The organism is Pseudomonas sp. KT_2_4, assembly GCF_041410225.1.
GTDB classification, from domain to species: Bacteria; Pseudomonadota; Gammaproteobacteria; order Pseudomonadales; family Pseudomonadaceae; genus Aquipseudomonas; species Aquipseudomonas paracarnis.
On sequence record NZ_CP166962.1, the window covers coordinates 1,297,908 to 1,314,245 of the forward strand.

General features: G+C 62.5%; 19 protein-coding genes. 9 read left to right on the forward strand and 10 right to left on the reverse strand.

Annotation, left to right across the window (positions count from 1 at the left end):
- Nucleotides 1-2: 2 nt before the first annotated feature.
- The 5 genes from AB9N64_RS05665 to AB9N64_RS05685 are packed head-to-tail and all read left to right on the forward strand — an operon-like array spanning nucleotide 3 to nucleotide 4,566.
- Nucleotides 3-797 carry an ABC transporter permease gene (locus tag AB9N64_RS05665; protein ID WP_014718831.1) on the forward strand — a complete coding sequence of 265 codons (795 nt, stop codon included), beginning with the start codon at nucleotides 3-5 and terminating at the stop codon, nucleotides 795-797.
- The gene (locus AB9N64_RS05670; protein ID WP_014718832.1) at nucleotides 797-1,087 is read left to right on the forward strand and encodes a (2Fe-2S)-binding protein; all 291 of its coding nucleotides are present in this window, start codon (nucleotides 797-799) and stop codon (nucleotides 1,085-1,087) included. The genes AB9N64_RS05665 and AB9N64_RS05670 overlap by 1 nt, the downstream gene beginning before the upstream one ends.
- Nucleotides 1,084-2,427 carry an FAD-dependent oxidoreductase gene (locus AB9N64_RS05675; protein ID WP_014718833.1) on the forward strand — a complete coding sequence of 448 codons (1,344 nt, stop codon included), beginning with the start codon at nucleotides 1,084-1,086 and terminating at the stop codon, nucleotides 2,425-2,427. The genes AB9N64_RS05670 and AB9N64_RS05675 overlap by 4 nt, the downstream gene beginning before the upstream one ends.
- Nucleotides 2,424-3,521, forward strand: coding sequence for an FAD-binding oxidoreductase (locus tag AB9N64_RS05680; RefSeq protein ID WP_014718834.1), 1,098 nt, complete (start codon nucleotides 2,424-2,426; stop codon nucleotides 3,519-3,521). Before AB9N64_RS05675 ends, AB9N64_RS05680 begins: the two co-directional genes overlap by 4 nt.
- 13 nt (nucleotides 3,522-3,534) lie before the next feature.
- Nucleotides 3,535-4,566, forward strand: coding sequence for an ABC transporter substrate-binding protein (locus tag AB9N64_RS05685; RefSeq protein WP_014718835.1), 1,032 nt, complete (start codon nucleotides 3,535-3,537; stop codon nucleotides 4,564-4,566).
- A gap of 3 nt (nucleotides 4,567-4,569) precedes the next feature.
- Here AB9N64_RS05685 and AB9N64_RS05690 read toward each other — a convergent pair whose 3' ends face one another.
- Nucleotides 4,570-5,217 (reverse strand): nicotinamidase, encoded by a 648-nt coding sequence (locus AB9N64_RS05690; RefSeq protein WP_014718836.1) that lies wholly within the window; start codon nucleotides 5,215-5,217, stop codon nucleotides 4,570-4,572.
- A gap of 217 nt (nucleotides 5,218-5,434) precedes the next feature.
- The gene (locus AB9N64_RS05695; protein ID WP_014718837.1) at nucleotides 5,435-6,208 is read right to left on the reverse strand and encodes an L-iditol 2-dehydrogenase; all 774 of its coding nucleotides are present in this window, start codon (nucleotides 6,206-6,208) and stop codon (nucleotides 5,435-5,437) included.
- 254 nt (nucleotides 6,209-6,462) lie between these two features.
- Here AB9N64_RS05695 and AB9N64_RS05700 point away from each other — a divergent pair, with 254 nt between their 5' ends.
- The gene (locus tag AB9N64_RS05700) at nucleotides 6,463-7,410 is read left to right on the forward strand and encodes an AraC family transcriptional regulator (RefSeq protein WP_058410390.1); all 948 of its coding nucleotides are present in this window, start codon (nucleotides 6,463-6,465) and stop codon (nucleotides 7,408-7,410) included.
- On the opposite strand, the gene AB9N64_RS05705 is transcribed toward AB9N64_RS05700, so the two are convergent.
- Nucleotides 7,392-8,204, reverse strand: a complete 813-nt coding sequence (locus tag AB9N64_RS05705) for an aminoglycoside phosphotransferase family protein (protein ID WP_371360045.1) — start codon at nucleotides 8,202-8,204, stop codon at nucleotides 7,392-7,394. The genes AB9N64_RS05700 and AB9N64_RS05705 overlap by 19 nt on opposite strands.
- Before the next feature lie 212 nt (nucleotides 8,205-8,416).
- On the opposite strand from AB9N64_RS05705, the gene AB9N64_RS05710 reads away from it, so the two are divergent.
- Both AB9N64_RS05710 and AB9N64_RS05715 read left to right on the forward strand, forming a co-directional pair.
- Entirely contained in the window at nucleotides 8,417-9,367 is a 951-nt protein-coding gene (locus tag AB9N64_RS05710) for a nucleoside-specific channel-forming protein Tsx (protein ID WP_014718840.1), read from the forward strand.
- A gap of 14 nt (nucleotides 9,368-9,381) precedes the next feature.
- Nucleotides 9,382-10,413 carry a purine nucleoside permease gene (locus AB9N64_RS05715; protein ID WP_014718841.1) on the forward strand — a complete coding sequence of 344 codons (1,032 nt, stop codon included), beginning with the start codon at nucleotides 9,382-9,384 and terminating at the stop codon, nucleotides 10,411-10,413.
- A gap of 110 nt (nucleotides 10,414-10,523) precedes the next feature.
- Here AB9N64_RS05715 and AB9N64_RS05720 read toward each other — a convergent pair whose 3' ends face one another.
- The 6 genes from AB9N64_RS05720 to AB9N64_RS05745 all read right to left on the reverse strand — a co-directional run bounded on the left by AB9N64_RS05720 (nucleotide 10,524) and on the right by AB9N64_RS05745 (nucleotide 13,853).
- Nucleotides 10,524-11,483 (reverse strand): zinc-binding alcohol dehydrogenase family protein, encoded by a 960-nt coding sequence (locus tag AB9N64_RS05720; protein ID WP_014718842.1) that lies wholly within the window; start codon nucleotides 11,481-11,483, stop codon nucleotides 10,524-10,526.
- A gap of 28 nt (nucleotides 11,484-11,511) precedes the next feature.
- Nucleotides 11,512-11,685, reverse strand: coding sequence for a DUF1427 family protein (locus AB9N64_RS05725; RefSeq protein WP_014718843.1), 174 nt, complete (start codon nucleotides 11,683-11,685; stop codon nucleotides 11,512-11,514).
- A 69-nt stretch (nucleotides 11,686-11,754) separates the two neighbouring features.
- The gene (locus AB9N64_RS05730; RefSeq protein ID WP_014718844.1) at nucleotides 11,755-12,531 is read right to left on the reverse strand and encodes a helix-turn-helix transcriptional regulator; all 777 of its coding nucleotides are present in this window, start codon (nucleotides 12,529-12,531) and stop codon (nucleotides 11,755-11,757) included.
- A 114-nt stretch (nucleotides 12,532-12,645) separates the two neighbouring features.
- A complete protein-coding gene (locus AB9N64_RS05735) occupies nucleotides 12,646-12,816 on the reverse strand; it encodes a metallothionein (protein WP_080643490.1) in 171 nt (56 codons plus the stop codon).
- An 88-nt stretch (nucleotides 12,817-12,904) separates the two neighbouring features.
- The gene (locus tag AB9N64_RS05740; RefSeq protein ID WP_014718845.1) at nucleotides 12,905-13,360 is read right to left on the reverse strand and encodes a DMT family transporter; all 456 of its coding nucleotides are present in this window, start codon (nucleotides 13,358-13,360) and stop codon (nucleotides 12,905-12,907) included.
- 4 nt (nucleotides 13,361-13,364) lie between these two features.
- The gene (locus tag AB9N64_RS05745) at nucleotides 13,365-13,853 is read right to left on the reverse strand and encodes a DMT family transporter (protein ID WP_014718846.1); all 489 of its coding nucleotides are present in this window, start codon (nucleotides 13,851-13,853) and stop codon (nucleotides 13,365-13,367) included.
- A 119-nt stretch (nucleotides 13,854-13,972) separates the two neighbouring features.
- Between AB9N64_RS05745 and AB9N64_RS05750 the strand changes: the two genes are divergently transcribed.
- Nucleotides 13,973-14,905 (forward strand): LysR family transcriptional regulator, encoded by a 933-nt coding sequence (locus AB9N64_RS05750; RefSeq protein ID WP_014718847.1) that lies wholly within the window; start codon nucleotides 13,973-13,975, stop codon nucleotides 14,903-14,905.
- Nucleotides 14,906-14,981: 76 nt separating this feature from the next.
- On the opposite strand, the gene AB9N64_RS05755 is transcribed toward AB9N64_RS05750, so the two are convergent.
- Complete coding sequence (locus tag AB9N64_RS05755) at nucleotides 14,982-16,301, reverse strand: Nramp family divalent metal transporter (protein ID WP_003191984.1); 1,320 nt, start codon at nucleotides 16,299-16,301, stop codon at nucleotides 14,982-14,984.
- Nucleotides 16,302-16,338 lie beyond the last annotated feature (37 nt).

Below are 16,338 nucleotides of genomic sequence, written 5' to 3' on the forward strand. Positions count from 1 at the left end.
GCATGTCCAGAAACGGTCCTTTGGCCCTCGGCTTTCATGCGGTGGTGGTGCTGTTCATGATGGCGCCGCTGGTGGTGGTGTGCCTGGTGGCATTCACGCCAGAGAACACCTTGAGCCTGCCCACGTCGGGCTTCTCCCTGCGCTGGTTTCGCGCAGTGTTCGAACGCGCTGACTTTATCCAGGCGTTCTACAACAGCCTTATCCTGGCCTTCACCGCCGCCACGCTGGCGACCCTGATTGCGGTGCCGGCGGCCCTGGCGATCAGTCGCTATGCGTTCCCGGGGCGCAATTTCTTCAGCGCGCTGTTCCTGTCGCCCATCATCATTCCGCACCTGGTGCTAGGGGTGGCCATGCTGCGCCTGTTTGCGCTGATGGGCGTAAACGGCAGCTTTACCTGGCTGATGCTCGCGCACGTGGTGATCATCACCCCATATGTGTTGCGCCTGGTATTGGCGGCGGCCATCGGCATTGATCGCAGTGCCGAGCAGGCCGCCGAATCCCTCGGCGCCGGGCGCTTTACGCTGTTCCGGCAGATCACCCTGCCAATGATTTTGCCTGGCGTGGCCGGTGGGTGGTTGCTGGCGTTCATCAACAGTTTCGATGAAGTGACCCTGTCGATTTTCGTCAGCTCGCCGGCCACGCAAACCCTGCCGGTGCGCATGTACGTGTACGCCACCGAGTCCATCGACCCGATGATGGCGGCCGTTTCGGCGCTGGTCATCGCACTGACGGCAGCGACCATGATTGTGCTCGACCGGGTCTACGGCCTGGACCGCGTACTGGTGGGGAAACACTGATGGCCTTGTTCAAGCGACTGAGCGAAACCCAACGCCCTGCCCTGGCATTTACCCTCGACGGCCAACCCGCCACGGGGCTGCTCGGCGACACCCTGCTGACCGCCATGTTGACCTGTGCCGAGCACCTGCGCGGCAGCGATTTCAGTGCCGAGCGCCGCGCCGGGTTTTGCCTGATGGGCGCGTGCCAGGATTGTTGGGTGCGGCTGGCCGATGGGCGGCGGGTGCGCGCCTGTTCGACCCTGCTTGAAGACGGCCAGGCGATCAGCCGTGACCCGGGGCGCCAGCCATGAAGCCGGTGGTGATTGTGGGTGCAGGCCCGGCGGGGATCAGCGCGGCGCGCACGTTGCTCGACCACGGCATCACACCTTGCCTGGTGGATGAGAGCCCGCGCGGTGGCGGGCAGATTTATCGGCGCCAACCTCCAGGGTTTCAACGCACCGCCAGGCAGGTCTACGGGTTTGAAGCGCGCAAGGCCCAAGCCGTGCACCGCACCATGGATGAACTGGCAGCCTTGATCGACTATCGGCCCGATACCTTGGTGTGGAACGCCGAGGACGGTCGCCTGGACATGCTCAATAACGGGCGCGCCGACAGCCTCGAATACGCGCAGGTGATAGTCGCCACCGGCGCCACCGACCGCATCCTGCCTGTGCCGGGCTGGACATTGCCCGGTGTCTACAGCCTGGGCGCGGCACAAATCGCCTTGAAGTACCAAGGTTGCGCTATTGGCGAACGCGTGGTGTTTTGTGGCTCCGGGCCGTTGCTCTATTTAGTCGCGTACCAATACGCAAAGGCCGGTGCCAAGGTGCTGGCGGTGCTTGACAGTGCGCCGCTGAGCGCCCAATGCCGGGCCTTGCCAGCGCTGCTCAGGCAACCGGCGACCCTGGCCAAAGGCATGTATTACCGCGCCTGGCTGACCGCCCACGGGATTGCCGTGCATCAGGGCGCAATGCTCAAGCAGATCGACGGCGACCAACGGGTGCGTGGCATTCGCTTCGGCGAACAGACCCTGCCATGCGATGCGGTGGCCTTCGCCCACGCCCTGCGCAGCGAAACGCAATTGGCCGATCTGCTCGGCTGTGAGTTTGCCTGGAACCCGCTCAATCGCGCCTGGCTGCCGCAACGTGACAGCGCCGGGCGCAGCAGTGTCGAAGGGGTGTACCTGGCGGGCGACGGCGCCGGGATCATGGGCGCCGATGCCGCGCAAATGGCCGGCGAATGTGCCGCGCTGGCGTTGCTGGAAGATACCGGCGTCGCGGTCGACCCGCACCGCCGGGCCACACTGGAGCGGCAGTTGGCGCGTATCCAGCGCTTTCGCCAGGGCCTGGAAACCGCGTTCCCCTTCCCCGAGCACTGGGCCGCGCAGGCGCCGGACGAACTGGTCCTGTGCCGCTGCGAAGAGGTCAGCGTCGGCGAGGTGCGCGCCGTGGTGGATGAAGGCCACTGGGAAATTAACCGGGTCAAAGCCCATTGCCGCGTCGGCATGGGCCGCTGCCAAGGGCGGATGTGCGGGTTGGCGGCGGCGGAAATCGTAGCAGAGCGCAGCGGCCGCGACCTCCCACAGATCGGGCGTTTGCGTGGCCAGGCGCCGATCAAGCCGCTGCCGTTTGGCGTGCAGGTGCAGCCATGATCGACGTCATCGTCTTGGGGGGTGGCATCGTCGGGGCTTCGGCGGCCTTGGTGCTCGCGCAAAAAGGCCAGCGGGTGGCACTGGTAGAACGGGATTTTTGTGGCTCGCACTCAAGCGGCGTCAATTACGGCGGCGTGCGGCGCCAGGGGCGGCCCTTGCATCAGTTACCGCTGTCCCAGCGCGCTCACCAACTGTGGGCCGACCTGCCTGGGTTGATTGGTATTGAGGGTGAATACGTGCGCTGCGGGCATTTGAAGCTGGCACGCAGCCCCGGGGATTTTGCCGCACTGCAAGCCTACGCCGATCAGACCCGTGGCTTTGGCCTGGGCTTGCAGCTGTTGGACCGCAGCGAGTTGCGCAAGCGTTTTCCCTGGGTGGGCGACGTGGCAGTGGGCGCCTCGTTGTGCCCGGATGATGGGCATGCCAACCCGCGACTGGTGTCCCCAGCCTTTGCCCGTGCCGCCCAACGCCATGGCGCTGCGGTGTACGAGCAAGCCGAGGTGATCCGCATCGCGCACGACAGCCGACTGTTCCAGGTGCACTGCGCCAACGGCCTGCACTTGCAAGCGCCCTGGCTGCTCAACTGCGCCGGCGCCTGGGCTGGCAAGGTCGCCGCGCAATTGGGCGAGCCGGTGCCGATTATCTCGGCGCACCCGGCAATGCTGGTCACCGAGCCGCTGCGGGGAGTGATGACCGTCAGCACCGGCGTCGAGGGCGGCGGCATCTATGCCCGGCAAGTCGCCCGTGGCAATTGCATCCTCGGCGGCGGGCGCGGCTTTGCCCTCGGCCCACAGCAAGCCCGGCCGGGCCAGGCGGCGGTGCTGGAGATCCTGCGCAATGCCGGCGAACTCTACCCGTTTCTCCAGGGAGCCCAGGCCATTCGCACCTGGAGCGGCACCGAAGGCTACCTGCCCGACCACGAACCGGTGATCGGCCCCAGCAGTACCCAACCCGGCCTGCTCCACGGCTTCGGCTTTGCCGGCGCCGGGTTCCAGCTCGGCCCCGCGGTTGGTGAAGCCCTGGCAGAGATCGTCTGCGACGGCGCCAGCCGCCAACCCATCGAAGCGTTTTCCATCCGTCGTTTCCAAGCCTGAGAGGAAAAACCCCATGCAATCACGTCTCGCGTTGTCCTGCTTGTCCCTCGCCTTGCTCACCAGCACGGCCCATGCCGCCCCCACGCTGTACCTGGGCATGAACGGCGGCACCATGGAACGGGTGTACGCCGACAAGGTGCTGCCCGCCTTCGAAAAGGCCAATAACGCCAAGGTCGTGATCGTACCCGGCACCTCCTCGGACATTCTTGCCAAGGTCCAGGCCAACCAGGCCAACCCGCAGATGCATGTGATGTTCCTCGACGACGGCATCATGTACCGCGCCATCTCCATGGGCCTGTGCGACAAGCTCGCGCCGAGCCCGCCACTGGAACAGATCCCGGCCAAGGCCCGAATCAAGGACGAAGCCGTGGCCGTGACCCTGGGCGTCACCGGCCTTGGCTACAACGCCAAGATGTTCAAGGACAAAGGCTGGGCCGCGCCCACCTCATGGATGGACCTGGCCGACCCGCGTTTCAAGGACAAAGTGGTGTTCCAGTCCCTGGCCTCCTCCACCTTCGGCCTGCATGGTTTCCTGATGTTCAACCGCATCCAGGGTGGCGATGAAAGCAATGTGGAACCGGGTTTCAAGGCCTGGCCTACGACCGTGGGCCCCAACGTGCTGGAATACATCGCCAGCTCCGCAAAGATCTCCGAGATGGTGCAAACCGACGAGGCCGCGATCTTCCCCCTGACCCCGACCCAGGTCGCCACGCAAAAGCTGCTTGGCATACCGATGGAGTACGCGCAGCCCAAAGAAGGTGCGGTGGTGCTCAACGTGGCCGAATGCGTGATCGCCCGCAATGACCAGCCGGAACTGGCGCAGAAGCTCGCAGCGTTCTTGCTGACTGCCGAGGCCCAGGCGCCGGCGTTGGAAGAAGGTGACCAGATCCCGTCGAACCCGACCACCCCCACCACCGACAAAACCCGCGCGCGGGTGGAGGCCATGCAGAGTTATCTGCAGACCGCCATTTCGATTGATTGGGACCAGGTCAACCAGGCACGGCCGCAGTGGAATGCGCGGTGGAGTCGGTCGATTGAGCGTTGAGGCTCAGCCCTGCGCAATCAGGGCCAGTTCTTCGCGGGTGCGACTGATATATGCACCGGCCTTGAGCAATTCGTCGACAGCCTGTACACCGCCCTCCTCGCTGATGCCTCGGCATGCCGGCAAATGCAGGATCACTTGCAAGCCGGCCTTGAGCAATTGCAACGCGGTAGTCTTGACGCAATAGTCCAGCGCCAGGCCGCCGACGATCACGCGGGCCACGCCGTGGGCCTTGAGGTACTCGATGACGCCGGTGGACAGTTTGTCGTGCAGGTCGTGGTAACAGGCGCCGTAGGGGTGCAGGTCGGGCTCGACCCCTTTCCAGATGAAGTAGTCGTAGTCATAGGGGGTGGGCAACTCATCGAGCAGGGTGAACCCTTCGGTGCCGGGCACGCAGTGGCTGACCCAGGTCACATCGGCATGGGCCAGGCCGGTGGGTTGCAGCATCTCGCTGTGCTGCCCGACCACCCAGGGTGCGTGGGGGGTGTGGGCGTCCTTGCTGCCGATGCGGTGGCCGGCGAGACTGGCCATGTAATTGAGTTCGGCACCAATGCCGTCGCCACCGGCCACTGGCAACTCGTTGGGACACAAAGGCGTGAAGCTCTTCTGGGCGTCGACGTCGAATGAAGCGATGGCAGCTTTCGAAAGGCTCATGGTCGTTCTCGGGTGGTCTGCACGTACGACCGCCTCCGGGCGAGCGTAGAAATCTTGAAGTATGGGACAGTTTACTGCGGGGATCGATGCGTTGCTGACTTACCCTATTCTCAATAACGCTGAAGTTCAAAGGTGGGGCTTGCCTACGATGACGGGAGTGAATCCACCAACGCTATCGCAGGCAAGCCAGCTCCCACAGTTGGGTCAGCGTCAACCGCTAGTTCATCCAATTGCCGCCATCGACGTTATAGGTCTGGGCCACCACATAATCGGCGTCCGTCGACGCCAGGAAGATCGCCATGCCGGTCAGGTCTTCAGCCGTGCCCATCCGCCCAAACGGCACCTCATCCCCTACGCGCTTTTTCTTCTCGCCAGGCGCCAGCCCTTCATGCCTGGCGAACAACGCATCCACTGCGTCCCAATGCTCGCCGTCCACCACACCGGGGGCGATGGCATTGACATTGATGCCCTGCTTGATCAGGTTCAACCCCGCCGATTGCGTCAGGCTGATCACCGCCGCCTTGCTCGCACAATAAACTGCCACCAACGGCTCGCCTCGCCGCCCGGCCTGGCTGGCCATGTTGATGATCTTGCCGCCATGCCCTTGGCTGATCATCTGTCGGGCTGCGGCCTGCAGGGTGAACAGGGTGCCGGCGACGTTGATCGAGAACAGCCGTTCAAAGCTGTCGCGGGTGATGTCGACGATGGGGGCCAGGTCGAACAGGGCGGCGTTGTTGATCAGGATATCGAGCTTGCCAGCGTGGCTCACCACTGTGGCGATCGCCGCGTCGATGGAGGCCTGGTCGGTGACGTCCATCGCCACGGCGTAAGCCTGGGGCCCCAGTTCGGCGGCGGTGGCCTGGGCCTGTTGCAGGTTAATGTCGGCGATGGCCACGGTGGCGCCTTCAGCGATGTAGGCTTGGGCGAACGCACGGCCAATGCCTCGCGCCGATCCGGTGATCAGCGCGCTTTTACTTTCGAGTCGTTTCATGGGGGCTCCTGTGAAGGTTATTGCCGGTAGCCGGTGAACACCGCCGAGAACAGCTTGCCGACCTTTGTTGTTGAGCCTCGATTACAGCAGCTTGGCCTGCCGCCTCACAAACGGCTGGCGAATGCGCGGCTGATACTTTTTTAACCTGAGGCACAGGATCAAAAAAGTATCAGCCTCAGGCGAAACCAGGGCTAGCGCACCGATTGCCAGTGCGGGTATTTTGGGAAAATTGCACCACCACAAGAGGCAGCATCATGCCCGTCAGCCCCGCCACCCTGTTCGAGCATCGCCCTGCGGAGCTTGAGGTGATCCTGACCGAACCGGAACATGGTTTTCGCTGGTTCGAACATGACTATCCCTATGAACTGGCACGCTGGAACCACCACCCTGAATTCGAAATCCACCTGATCCGCCAAGGCAGCGGCAAGCTGGTGGCGGGCGACTATATCGGTGCGTTCAGCGCCGGGCATGTCGCACTGATCGGCCCTGACCTGCCTCACGACTGGATCGGCGACCTGGCCCCCGGCGAATACCTGCACGGGCGTGATGTGGTGCTCCAATTCGACGGCGCCGCCCTGCTCGCTCTGCGCACCACCCTGCCGGAACTGGGCGAGTTACAGGCGTTGTTTGAACAGGCGCGACGCGGCCTCGAACTCACCGGAGCAACCGCCACACACGCCGCCAGGCTGATGGAGGCCATCGGCAATGCCCATGGTCTGCAACGCCTGACCCTATTTCTGCAACTGCTCGATACGCTGAAGAACGCCCCGCCCTCACAGGCCAAGACCCTGGCCAGCCCGTGCTACGCACCGACCCTGGATGCGCGCAGCGCCGAACGTATCAACAAGGCGCTTGACTACCTGATGCGGGAACTGACCGGCGATGTACGCCTGTCGGACATCGCCCGGCAGCTGGACATGAGCGAACCTGGCTTTTCGCGGTTTTTCAAACGCAACACCGGCCACGGCTTTATCGACCTGATGCGCAAGTTCCGCGTGCAGCGTGCCTGCCGCTTGCTGTTGCACAGCCAGATGTCAGTGGCGGACATCTGCTTTGAGGTGGGTTACGCCAACCTGTCGAATTTCAATCGCCACTTTCGTATCGAAATGCACCAGACGCCGAGTGAGTACCGGCGACAGGCCGCACTTCAATTATTCACCCCGGTTGCCCATCACCCGCCGCCCTACTCGTCCGCCCCTTGAGCCAGTGCCTGCTGTGCCAGACGGGCAACCTGCAACTCAATCATGGCACGCTCGCGCTCCTGGTCTTCCAGAAACCAGGCGGCAGACAACCCGGCATGAGCCACCACCCATTGCAACAAACGCGGACGTGAGAGGCCGGCCGCCAGGGCGATAACCCCAACCTGGCGGCTGAAACGCAGTGGATCGCTACTGGTCGGCAAGTCCGGATTGCAGATCAAATTGGCGTAATCGTAACCGCGCTCGCCCATCACCCGCTTTGGATCAATCGCCAGCCAGACACGAGAGCCAAAGTCGAGGATATTGTCGTGATGGCAATCACCGTGCAGTACCACAACCTCCTGTTGCGCAGCCAGCAATGTCCGGGCCGTCGCCGCGCAGTCGCGTAAGACACCGCCCTCCTGTTCGGCGGCGTGCCACAAGGATCGGAACCACTCATCCAGCCCAACCAACCCTTCGGGCGGCGACACACGAGGCGCATGCAGCCGGGCCAGAGTTGCGCAGGCGATCTGGCTGGCTTCGTCGTCCTGACCATTGAGGGCCATGCGCATCAAGGAACCTGAGCCCGTTGCGCGTTCCATTAACACTGCAGTGTGGTCATGGGCGAACACCCGTGCCGCGCCGTCACCTGCCCACCAGCTCAGCAGGCGGCCGCCGAGTTTTTCCTCAGGGGTATGAGCAATTTTCAACATCGCCGGCACGCCTTTCCAGCGGACCGGCAACAGGTCGCTGCCGGGTGTGACGATAGGCTGTCCATCAGCACACAGCTCCCAGGCACGCAGGTAGTGTTCGAACATCAAGGTTCCTCCACAGGGTGACGCATCAGGATGACAGAAATCCCAGTGTTTTCCTGACCAAAGCGTCGGCTAATTGCTCTTTTTTCTAAACAGTTCAAGCCATTGACCCAAGTTGGTACAACCTGTGCAAACGTTTGCGGAACGAACTTGACCGCCAAGTTCACTCCTCCCCGTCGAATCGGGTTTAAACCGCGTAAGAATAAGGACTTTCAATGCACCCCACCTCAAAGCCTCGTGCTGGTCTTGGCGTTTCGTTGCTACTGGCCGCCGTTACGGGAGTACTCAGTGCACCCATTTTGGCGCAGGAAAAGCCCGTGGATGACTCAGCACAGGGCGAAACCCTCAGCCCTGAAGCCAACCCCCCGGCGAAAAAAGGCGTGTATCTGTCCGAGTGGTTCAACCAGGACCTCACGCTGATCGGCAGCAAAGACATCAGTTTCGGCCCCAAGCCTCAAGATGACGTCTACCTGGAATACGAGTACTTCGGGCGCAAGGGCCCCTTTGAGTTGTACGGCTATATCGATGTACCGAAGATCCTCACCATCGGTAACAGTAATGACAAAGGTGTGTGGGACCATGGCTCGCCGGTGTTCATGGAGCATGAACCGCGGATCTCCATCGACTACCTCGCAGGACGCAGCCTGGCAATTGGCCCATTCAAGGAATGGTATGTGGCCTTTGACTGGATCTACGACCACGGCAGCCGCAAGGAAAACCGCGCCAACACCCTGTACAGCGGCCTGGGTACCGATATCAACACCCATTCGAGGGTCAACCTGTCGGCCAATTTCTACGGGCGCTACCAGTGGGAAAACTACGGCGCCAGCAATGAGTATTCCTGGGACGGCTACCGAGCGCAGATGAAGTACATCGTGCCCATCGGCAAGTTCGACAACGGCGCCTCGCTGACCTACATCGGTTTCACCAACTACGATTTCGGCTCGGACCTGCACAAGGACAACCCGGCGCGCACCGCCAATTCCCTGGTGGCCACCAACGTGTTGCTGTACTCGTTTACCCATCTGCGCTTTACCCTGGTCGGCCGTTACTTTCACAACGGCGGCAACTGGGAGGACGGCAGCGAGTTGAATTTCGGCGAAGGCAACTTCCGCGCACGCTCAGACGGCTGGGGTTACTACGCCGGCGTGGGCTATCAATTCTGATCAAGGAGCTGTAGATGAACGCATTGACCCGTGTCTCGCTGGCCTTCGGCCTGGCCCTATTGCCCCACATGGTGCTGGCGGATAGCCCAGCACCGATCAAACCCAAGGTGATGCTGATCACCATGTTTGCCCCCGAGGCGCAAACCTGGATCGACCGCCTCGAACTTAAACAAGAAGTACGCGTTCCAGGCTTGTCCGCCGAATATCCAGTGATTCGCTGCAACAACCAGGACGTGTGCCTGCTGGTGACCGGCATGGGCCAGACCAACGCTGCCGCATCTACCCTGGCCCTGGCCTTGTCGCCCAAGTTCGACCTGCGCCAGAGCTACTTCCTGATCGCCGGGATCGCCGGCATCAACCCCAAGCACGGCACCATCGGTACCGCCGCCTGGGCCCATTACCTGGTGGAGTTCGGCACGCAGTGGGAGCTGGATTCACGGGATGCGCCCAAGGACTGGCCGACGGGCTATATAGGGATCAACACCAAGGGGCCCAACGAAAAACCTCCGCTGGACTACAAGACCGAAGTGTTTGAGCTCAACCAAAAGCTGCAAGCCAAGGCGTTTGCCTTGTCGCACAAGGTGGAGCTGACAGAAAGCACAGAGTCCGCCGCCTGGCGCAAACACTACCCCGCCGCCCCGGCCAACCAGCCGCCGCAAGTCACCCGCTGCGACACCCTGGCGGGCAACACTTGGTTTTCCGGCACGCGGTTGAGCGAACGTGCCGAAGTCTGGACCCAGTTGCTCACCGACAACAAAGGCGAATACTGCACCACCCAACAGGAGGACAACTCCACCTACGAAGCGCTGCTGCGCGCCAGCCGCGAAGGCTTGGTGGATATCCAGCGTCTGGCCGTGGTGCGCGCAGGCTCTGACTTTGACCGGCCTTACCCTGGCTACAGCGAAGTGGACAACCTGCTCAAGTATGCCGATCAGGGTGGGTTTGTACCGGCGCTGGAAAACCTGTACCGCACGGGCAACCCGTTGGTCCAAGCGATTGTTAAGAACTGGTCGGCGTGGGAAAAAGGCGTTCCCGAAACCGAATAAAGGTCAACATTGTGGGAGCGGGCTTGCTCGCGAATGCAGAGTGTCAGTCGATATATAGGTGACTGATACACCGCATTCGCGAGCAAGCCCGCTCCCACATTTCTATCCCATCAGGGCAGGAAAATGATTTTGTCTGGGCTGCCGTTGTTCACTTCTGCATAGCACTGAACACCCTCCACCAACGCCACTTCACGCAACCCCGTAGGCAGCGGCAACAGGCCTTCATCAAAGAAGCGCCCAAACGCCTCCAGCATCACCGCGCATTGTTCGCAGCTATAGAGCAAAGAGTTGATCCCCACCACCGACCCGCCCTTACGGTACAGCGCCAGGGCCGGTAACTGCACGTGGCCGTCAACCGGGGCGGCGATGATGGCGATGCGGCCGAACGGTGCCAGCCCCGCCACCGCGGCGGGCAGCCAGAAACCGGTAGTGTCAAAGATCACGTCGGCGCCGCCATTGAACACGGCCTGCACTTGCGCGCCCAGTTCCTCCGGCTTGCCCAAGGCAATCGCCTCCAGCCCTTGGGCCTGTAACAACTCGAGCTGATCGGCCTTGCGCACGGCCGCCAATACCTGCGCACCGCGTATCTTCGCCAGCGCCAACGCCGCACTGCCGACCGCGCCGTTGGCGCCGATCACCAGCAAGCGCGTGCCCTTGCCAACGCCGCTGCGCTCCAGGGCGTCCCAGGCGGTGGTAAACGGCACACCGAGGCTGGCCGCCTGGGCAAAGCTCAAGTGCGTGGGTTTGTGCGCTACGCCCTTGGCTGACACGCGCAGGTATTGGGCATGGGAACCGTCAGCGAAAAACCCCAGGTCACGACCGGTGCCCCAAACCTCCTGGCCGAGCAATGCCTGCGGGCCTTCCACCACCACGCCTGCGAAGTCACGCCCAGGGATGCGTGGCAGCGTGGTGTAGGGGAAACGGCCAAGCACGTTTTTGACGTCGCTGGGGTTCAGGCCCGCCGCGTTGACCTTGACCAACACTTCGTCGGCAGACGGTACCGGCATGGGCACCTCCACCAGGCGCAGGTGGGCGAGGTCGCCGGTGTCGGTAAATTGCAGTGCGTTCATAGAGGGCATCCGTGGAAGGGAAAAGGGATCAGGACAACCAACCACTGACCAACTGCCGCGCCATGGGCCAGAGCTTTTCGCCGAGCAGCATGCCCATCAGGCCGACCAGTGCGATAGCGGGCGGTGCAGGCGAGCGGAAGTCCAGCGCGCCGTAGATCACGCCGACAAACAGGCCGATGGCCAAGGAAATCAAATAGCTCATGAAGGCTGCGCCCGGTGGATTGATGGGCTCAGTCTAGGGCGCACCTACCGTGGGTATCGGCCAAGTGCTTCAGGATTTCGGCCAACTCCGGTACAGCGACGGCGACACGCCCAATTCGCGTCGGAACATGTCGCTGAAGCTGCTGGGCGAGTAACCCAGGGTGCGCGCTATGCCGCTCACCGACTGGCCTTGGATCAACTCCGCAGCCGCCGTGGCCAACTGCACCTGACGGCGCCACTGGGCAAACCCCATGCCCAGGTGCTGCTGGAACAGCCGCGCCAGGGTGCGCACGCTGGCGCCCGCGGCCTCGGCGTGCTGTTCGAACGGGATGTCCAGGGAAGGCGCAGCCATGACCGCCTGGCACGCATTGATCAGCCGACGATCCGCCGCCACCGGCATGGCGATGCGAATAGGCGAGCGCCGTGCGCGTTGCAACTCCAACAGAGCCAGGCCCACCACAGCGTCATAGTAAACCGCATCACCGTGATCACCCTGCTCGACCAAGGTCACGATCAACTCCCGCAACAAGCGGCCCACTTCGATGACCTGCACCTGGCTGTCCAGCGTCGCCGCCAACGCCGGGCGCAGGTAGATATTGCGCATCTGCAAATCGGAGACCACACGGATCCCGTGCTCCACCCCCGGCGGCAACCACACTGCACGCTGGGGCGGCACTACCAGGGCTTCGCGGGGCGTCTCGACCCACATCACACCGCTCATGGCGTAGAGCAACTGGCCCCAATCGTGGCTGTGCGGTTCTACGTACAACCCACGCGGGTAGGTACGCGCCAACGGCTGCACGGGAACGGCGTGATCACTAAGGTCGGGGGGCGCGGCCAGGGCCATGGCGGTACACATCAAACAAGGACGGGCGACCATGGTAAAGACTGGTCGCCGGCAAGCGAACTGTTTTTACTCATCCTGCAGGCACCGGGTGCCCGGGCCTGCAGGTCAATCCTGTCAACCGTGGGCCGACTTGGCGCATTCGCATCCCGTCGCCGCCGCGCAGGGTTCACCGTGAGCATGGTGCTCGGCACAGCCCTGGCAGCAATAGCCCTTGCCGTCTTTGATTATTGCGTCAGCGCCCAGGACACATTTGCAGTGAGGGCAAGCACAGGTTTGATCTGGCATGGTCAGACTCCTTGTTCATGGTCGTCCGATGCGGCGAGCGCCGCACCTTAAGCAGTGACCCTGGGCAAGCAAGCATGGTTCAGCGCCGTCAGTCGGCCCGGCGGCTATTACTGCGGTACATGAACACCAACGCCAGGGCGAGCAACAGCATCGCGAGGATACGACTGCCCGACAGCTCGATCGCCGGGTTGCCCAGCCAGCCAAAGTTGTCGATCAACATGCCCATGCCCAGTTGCCCGACAATCACGGCCACCGTGGCGACGGCCGTACCGACCACCGGCACCGCGCCGACCATCACCATCATGTACACCACGCCAAACAGGGCACCGGTCAATTGCCACTTTGGCACCTCCAGCAGGCTGACGGCCTGGGCCGGCTCGAAGAAAAATATCAACAACGCCGTGGTCAGCGCGCCCACCGCGAAAGTCAACAGACTGCTGCGCAACACTCCCACAGTCTGGCCCAGACGCCCATTGATAGCGGCCTGCACACTCAGCACCGCCCCCGCCGCAATCACCATCACCAACAACATAAACAGATTCATCGCCTTAGCCTCGTGCAATCAGAACCAGTGCCGCCACAATCAACGCCAACGCGATCCAGCGCTCGCCATTGACCCGTTTGCGCGCGGTGCCGAACCAGCCGAAGTGGTCGATCAACACACTCTTGCCCACCTGGCCCGAGAGAATCGCGATCATGGTCATCGCGATGCCGATGTGCGGTGTAGCCAGGGTCAACACCACTACATACATCGGCCCCAGAAACCCGCCGATCAACTGCCAGCGCGGCAGCTGCGTGAATGCCGGGCCCTTTTGCGGGCCGCTGAACAGCAGCAGTAAAAACAGAATCGCCGTGCCAACGCCAAAGATGCTCAACGTCGCCCACAAATGCCCGACCTGCGCGCCCAATGGCCCGAGCAATCCGGCCTCCACCGACAGGCCCATGCCCGCCAGAATTACCAACGGCAACAGCAGCAGCCGTAGAAGGTTATTGCTCGGCCTGGCCTGCGCCAAGCCTTCGGTGGAACGTGCCTGCATACATCACCTGTGTATCAAGAATGGAAAAACATGGCGCGCATTATCCGGTGGCCGTGCTGTGCGATAAATGGGAGTATGCGGACAACACCTTTGCGTAAAACGCACAGCCTGGAGAGATGATGCAGGGCTTGAATGAACTGAGTTTCAAGGCGCTACGCCTGTTTGTGGCCGTGCTGGACCAAGGCAGCTTTTCCGAAGTGGCCCGCCGCGAAAGCCTGGCGCCCTCCTCCATTTCGCGGCAGATTCAACTGATGGAACAGGCCGTCGGCCAGCAATTGCTCTACCGCCATACGCGTGCCGTCAGCCCCACCGAAGCCGGCCGCCTGCTGGGCCGCCACGCACGCTTGCTACTGGAGCAGTTGGAGACGGCGAACCAGGCCCTGCAGGAGCAAGACAGCGAGCCCAGCGGCCTGGTGCGCATCAACGCGCCCATGGTGTTCGGCCAGCGCCACCTTGCACCCTGGCTGGGAGCGCTGTGCCGGCGCTACCCGAAGTTGCAGCTGGATATCCAGCAAACCGACACCTTCGTCGACCCGCTGCAAGATGGCACCGACCTGCTGTTTCGTATCGGCGTGCTCAATGACTCGGGCATGCAGGCGCGCATCTTCGCGCCGCAACGCTTTCGCATCGCGGCCAGCCCTGCTTACCTGGCCCAACATGGCACGCCGCGCCACCCTGACGAACTGGCCCACCACCATTGCCTGGCCTACAAAGGCATCACCGGTCAGCAGCGCTGGTTCTTCCGCCGCGGCCAAGGCGACTGGACTGCGTACAGCGTCAGCGGCCCCATCACCGGCAACCACGCCGACACCCTCACCCACGCCGCCGAACAAGGCCTGGGCCTGGTGGTGTTTCCGTCCTGGCTGATTGGCGAAAGCCTGCGCGCCGGTACCTTGCAGGCGGTGCTGAGTGAGTACGAGGTCGCGACAACCCTGGAGCCCCAACAGATCGCTGCGTTGTGGCCGGGCAGCCGCAGGCTGTCGCTGAAGGTGCGCACGGTGATCGACTATTTCGTGGAGTGTTTTGGGACGGTGCCGTATTGGGATCGGTGAGTGTGACCGCCCCCTGACGGAGCGCAAACTGTTCGAAGGCCGGGTTGAGAAAAAGAGCACATGACTCAACCCTGGCTCAGAACAACCACTGCCCGATCAACCACGCATTCGCCCCACTGATCACCGCGAACAGAAACCACGCCAGCAGCCGCGTGGGCAACCGGTTGACGAACGGCCCCATCAATTGCTTGTCGCCGGTCATGCGGATCAACGGGTACAACGCAAAGGGCAATTGCAGGCTCAGTACCACCTGGCTGAGAATCAGCAGCTTGCCGATAGCATCGTCACCCATCAGCCATACCCCGAGAAACGCCGGGATCAGCGCCAGCCCACGGGTAATCAGGCGGCGCTGCCAGCAGGGTATGCGCAGGTTGAGGTAACCCTCCATAATCACTTGCCCGGCGATGGTGCCGGTAAAGGTCGAACTCTGGCCCGAAGCCAGCAAGGCGATACCGAACAGGATGCTGGCGAAAGCACCGCCGACCAAGGGGTCGAGCAGGTGATAGGCGTCCTGGATTTCCACCACATCGGTATGGCCGGTCTTGTAGAAGGCCGCTGCGGCTAGCACCAGGATCGCGGCGTTGACCAACAGCGCCAAGGCCAGGGAGCCGATGGTATCGATACGCGCCAGCTTGACTGCATCCTGCTTGCTCGCCAGGTCCTTGCCGATCAGGCGGGTCTGCACGATAGAGGTGTGCAGGTAGAGGTTATGGGGCATGACCGTGGCGCCGAGGATGCCGATGGCCAGGTACAACGGCGCCGCATCGCTGATGGCCGACAGTGACGGGGTGAACCCGCTGAGCACGTCGGGCCAGTAGGGTTTGATCAGCACCAGTTCGATGAAAAAGCACACGCCGATGGTGGCGACCAGCGCTAGCATGATCGCTTCCAGGCGCCGAAAACCGCGATTTTGCAGGGCCAGGATCAACAGCGTGTCGAATGCAGTGATGACAATGCCGGTGGTCAGCGACACGCCCAGCAACAGGTGAAACGCCAGGGCGCAGCCGAGCACTTCGGCAAGGTCTGTGGCGATGATGGAGATTTCCGCCAACACCCACTGGGTACGAGCAGAGCGCTGGCTGTAGCGCTCACGACACAGTTGCGCCAGGTCCTTGCCAGTGGCGATGCCCAGCCGCGAACACAGGCATTGCACCGCCATCCCCGCCAGGCTGGCCAGCAGCACCACAAACAACAGGCTATAGCCGTAGCGTGAACCGGCCTCAATGGCCGTTGCCCAGTTGCCGGGGTCCATATAGCCGATGGAGATCAACAGGCCGGGGCCAGCGAACATCAGCACCCGTTTAAAAAACGAGGCCTTGGGATCAACAGCGACAGAGCCGGCCACTTCCGGCGGGCAGAACGGGGCGGTGGCGATTTTCGGCAGGCTGAATTTCACGCGGTATTCCAGGCAAATACACAAGACTTGGGCAGCA

Coding starts and splice junctions, on each gene's coding strand:
- AB9N64_RS05665 (WP_014718831.1), top strand. CDS start 3: ATGTCCAGAAACGGTCCTTTGGCCCTCGGCTTTCATGCGGTGGTGGTG.
- AB9N64_RS05670 (WP_014718832.1), top strand. CDS start 797: ATGGCCTTGTTCAAGCGACTGAGCGAAACCCAACGCCCTGCCCTGGCA.
- AB9N64_RS05675 (WP_014718833.1), top strand. CDS start 1,084: ATGAAGCCGGTGGTGATTGTGGGTGCAGGCCCGGCGGGGATCAGCGCG.
- AB9N64_RS05680 (WP_014718834.1), top strand. CDS start 2,424: ATGATCGACGTCATCGTCTTGGGGGGTGGCATCGTCGGGGCTTCGGCG.
- AB9N64_RS05685 (WP_014718835.1), top strand. CDS start 3,535: ATGCAATCACGTCTCGCGTTGTCCTGCTTGTCCCTCGCCTTGCTCACC.
- AB9N64_RS05690 (WP_014718836.1), bottom strand. CDS start 5,217: ATGAGCCTTTCGAAAGCTGCCATCGCTTCATTCGACGTCGACGCCCAG.
- AB9N64_RS05695 (WP_014718837.1), bottom strand. CDS start 6,208: ATGAAACGACTCGAAAGTAAAAGCGCGCTGATCACCGGATCGGCGCGA.
- AB9N64_RS05700 (WP_058410390.1), top strand. CDS start 6,463: ATGCCCGTCAGCCCCGCCACCCTGTTCGAGCATCGCCCTGCGGAGCTT.
- AB9N64_RS05705 (WP_371360045.1), bottom strand. CDS start 8,204: ATGTTCGAACACTACCTGCGTGCCTGGGAGCTGTGTGCTGATGGACAG.
- AB9N64_RS05710 (WP_014718840.1), top strand. CDS start 8,417: ATGCACCCCACCTCAAAGCCTCGTGCTGGTCTTGGCGTTTCGTTGCTA.
- AB9N64_RS05715 (WP_014718841.1), top strand. CDS start 9,382: ATGAACGCATTGACCCGTGTCTCGCTGGCCTTCGGCCTGGCCCTATTG.
- AB9N64_RS05720 (WP_014718842.1), bottom strand. CDS start 11,483: ATGAACGCACTGCAATTTACCGACACCGGCGACCTCGCCCACCTGCGC.
- AB9N64_RS05725 (WP_014718843.1), bottom strand. CDS start 11,685: ATGAGCTATTTGATTTCCTTGGCCATCGGCCTGTTTGTCGGCGTGATC.
- AB9N64_RS05730 (WP_014718844.1), bottom strand. CDS start 12,531: ATGGCCCTGGCCGCGCCCCCCGACCTTAGTGATCACGCCGTTCCCGTG.
- AB9N64_RS05735 (WP_080643490.1), bottom strand. CDS start 12,816: ATGCCAGATCAAACCTGTGCTTGCCCTCACTGCAAATGTGTCCTGGGC.
- AB9N64_RS05740 (WP_014718845.1), bottom strand. CDS start 13,360: ATGAATCTGTTTATGTTGTTGGTGATGGTGATTGCGGCGGGGGCGGTG.
- AB9N64_RS05745 (WP_014718846.1), bottom strand. CDS start 13,853: ATGCAGGCACGTTCCACCGAAGGCTTGGCGCAGGCCAGGCCGAGCAAT.
- AB9N64_RS05750 (WP_014718847.1), top strand. CDS start 13,973: ATGCAGGGCTTGAATGAACTGAGTTTCAAGGCGCTACGCCTGTTTGTG.